Origin of the sequence: Sandarakinorhabdus sp. (assembly GCF_031422795.1) — a bacterium.
In the GTDB taxonomy this organism is placed as follows: Bacteria; Pseudomonadota; Alphaproteobacteria; order Sphingomonadales; family Sphingomonadaceae; genus Sandarakinorhabdus.
This window is the reverse complement of record NZ_JANPML010000277.1, coordinates 1-2,913: the sequence shown is the minus strand read 5'-3', so window position 1 is coordinate 2,913 and position 2,913 is coordinate 1. Positions and strand designations below refer to the sequence as shown.

Below are 2,913 nucleotides of genomic sequence, written 5' to 3'. Positions count from 1 at the left end.
CCATTGCATCGGCCTGATCACCATGATGGACATCGTGCGCGCGGTAAACCATCCCATCGCCACCAAGGATGAAGCCGGCCGCCTGCGCGTTGCCGCCGCCACCACCGTGGGTGATACGGGCTTTGAACGCACCGAGGCGCTGCTTGATGCCGAGTGCGATCTGATCATTGTCGATACCGCGCACGGCCACAGCGACCGCGTGGCCGAAGCGGTGGCACGCATCAAGAAGCACAGCAATTCAGCCCAGGTGATCGCCGGCAACGTGGCGACCGCTGCTGCGGCGATGGCGCTGATCGATGCCGGTGCCGCTGGCATCAAGGTTGGCATCGGCCCGGGTTCGATCTGCACCACGCGCGTGGTTGCCGGCGTGGGCGTGCCGCAATTGACCGCGGTGATGGATACCGCCGAAGCTGCTTGGATACTGGGCATTCCGGTGATCGCCGATGGCGGCCTGCGCACCAGCGGTGATGTGGCCAAGGCGCTTGCCGCCGGGGCCAGCGCCGTGATGGTGGGCAGCCTGTTGGCCGGCACCGAGGAAGCGCCGGGCGAGACCTTCCTGTGGCAGGGCCGCACCTACAAATCCTATCGCGGCATGGGCAGCGTGGGGGCCATGGCGCGCGGTTCGGCAGACCGGTATTTCCAGCAGGACATCAAGGATCAGCTGAAACTGGTGCCGGAAGGCATTGAAGGCCAGGTGCCCTACAAGGGCCCGGCAAGCAATGTCTTGCACCAGTTGGTGGGCGGGGTGAAGGCGGCGATGGGCTATACCGGTTCGGCGACGCTGGAACTGTTCCGGGAACGGGCGGAATTCATCCGCATCACCAATGCCGGCCTGAAGGAAAGCCACGTTCACGACGTGACCATCACCCGCGAAGCCCCCAACTACCCGACCGGCGGATGATCCCCGCTGCCCGCCTTCAGGCCGCCATCGAAATTCTGGATCAGGTGATCACCGCTGCCCGTGACGGCGGCGCGGCGGCAGACATCATCATCCAGCGCTATTTCAGCACCCGCCGTTACGCGGGATCGAAAGACCGGCGTGCGGTGCGCGATCTGGTGTTTGCGGTGATCCGGGCCTTGGGCGAACGGCCATTTTCCGGCCGCGCTGCCGTGATCGGCCATGCCCGCGCCCATGATCCTGAACTGCTGGCGTTGTTCGGCGCCAGCGGCCATGCCCCGCCGGCGCTGGTGCACGGCGAGCCGTCGGCCACCACCGGCCTGGCGCCGGCTTGGCTCGAACGGATGCTGATCGAGCGGTTTGGCGATGATGCCGAACGGCAGGTGACGGCATTGCTCGATCGGGCGCCGCTGGATGTGCGGGTGAACGCCGTGCGGGCGACGCGTGAAGCTGTGCTGGCCGATCATCCCGATTGGGAAATGCTGCCGAAGACGGCCCACGGCGTGCGGCTGCCCAACGGCACCAATGTGGAAGCGCTGCCGGAATATGGCGAAGGCCTGATCGAAGTGCAGGACGCCGGCAGCCAGATCGCGGCCGCTGCGCTGCTGGCGCGGCCAGGCGAGACGGTGGTGGACCTGTGCGCCGGAGCCGGCGGCAAGACGCTGGCGCTGGCGGCGGATATGGCCGGAACGGGCCGGTTGATCGCTTGCGATACCGATCGCGGCCGGCTGAGCCAGTTGCCGCCGCGGGCGACACGCGCGGGTGCAGCGGTGGAATCGCGGTTGCTCAATCCCGGTGCGGAAGCCAGCGCGCTGGCCGATCTGATGGGCAGCTGCGATGCCGTGCTGATCGATGCGCCCTGTTCGGGCAGTGGGACGTGGCGGCGCAACCCCGAAAGCCGCTGGCGCCTCAATCCGGCCCGGCTGGAACGGCTGGTGGCGACCCAGGCGATGCTGATCGAACTGGCGACACTGCTGCTGAAACCGGGCGGGCGCATCGTTTATATCGTCTGTTCGCTGCTGCCGGCCGAAGGCGAAGCGCAGCTGGCCGCGACGCCGAATCTGGCCGCGTGGCAGACCCGCGTGCTCACCCCGGCTGATGATGGGTGCGACGGCTTTTTCATCGCGCAGTCATCCCGGCTTTGATAAGACGGATCGCAGGGAGAGATTTCATGCGTGTGACGTTGTTGCTGCCGATCCTGTTTTTTGCCTCTGCTGCCGTGGCCGCGCCGGGCCGCGATGATCAGCTGAAACCGGTGTCGCTGCAACTCGCTGCCACCGGCCAGGCCGCATTGGCTGCCGGCAAGCCGCAGGACGCCATCGACAGTTTTGAAGCCGCGCTGGCTAGCGATCCGCGCAACGTGGCGGCGTTTTCTGGCATCGCCACCGCCTATGAAAAACTGGGCCTGCCCGGCAAGGCGGTGAAATATTACCGCGAAGCCCTCGCCCTGAACCCGTCTGACGTGCCGGCGCTGGAAGGCCAGGGCCGGGCGCTGGTGGCGCGCGGCGCGACGGCGCGGGCGCAGATCAACCTCGCCCGCATCAAGGCGCTGTGCAAGGTCGATTGCGGTGCCGCAACCCGGCTGGAAGGGGCCATCGCCAAGGCGATGACGCAAGCCAGCGTGGCGCCGGTGAAGGGCAAGACCACACAGGAGTGAGGGGCTGACATCTCCCGCCCTGCACGGGCGAGGGAGATGGCTTATCCCAACCGCGCCGCTGCCTTGGCAAAGGCTTCCACCGGTACGGTTTCCGCCCGCGCGTCGGGCCTGATGCCTTCGGCTTCCATCGCTTCCAGTGCGCCGGGCAGGCCCTTCAGGCTGGCGCGCAGCATCTTGCGGCGCTGGCCAAAGGCCGCCGCCGTGAGCGCGGCAAGACGGGCGGGCGTGGCGGCTGACATGGGCGTGGCCGGCACGAGGTGGACCACGGCGCTTTCCACCTTGGGCGCCGGCACGAAGGCGCGGGCCGGCAGGGTGAGCGCGATTTTCGGGGTGGAGCGCCACTGCGCCAGCACGGCCA

General features: G+C 67.7%; 4 protein-coding genes. 3 read left to right on the top strand and 1 reads right to left on the bottom strand.

Annotated features, from left to right (window positions below; all coding sequences use genetic code 11):
- The 3 genes from RMO81_RS09965 to RMO81_RS09955 form a co-directional block, all read left to right on the top strand.
- A partial coding sequence (locus RMO81_RS09965; RefSeq protein WP_310475698.1) for an IMP dehydrogenase occupies positions 1-901 on the top strand: 901 nt, incomplete at its 5' end.
- Positions 898-2,043: an RsmB/NOP family class I SAM-dependent RNA methyltransferase gene (locus RMO81_RS09960; protein WP_310475697.1), complete on the top strand. Its 1,146-nt coding sequence runs from the start codon at positions 898-900 to the stop codon at positions 2,041-2,043. The genes RMO81_RS09965 and RMO81_RS09960, both read left to right, overlap by 4 nt.
- A gap of 26 nt (positions 2,044-2,069) precedes the next feature.
- Positions 2,070-2,555: a tetratricopeptide repeat protein gene (locus RMO81_RS09955; protein ID WP_310475696.1), complete on the top strand. Its 486-nt coding sequence runs from the start codon at positions 2,070-2,072 to the stop codon at positions 2,553-2,555.
- Between the two features lie 41 nt (positions 2,556-2,596).
- On the opposite strand, the gene RMO81_RS09950 is transcribed toward RMO81_RS09955, so the two are convergent.
- A partial coding sequence (locus tag RMO81_RS09950) for an rRNA adenine N-6-methyltransferase family protein (RefSeq protein WP_310475695.1) occupies positions 2,597-2,913 on the bottom strand: 317 nt, incomplete at its 5' end.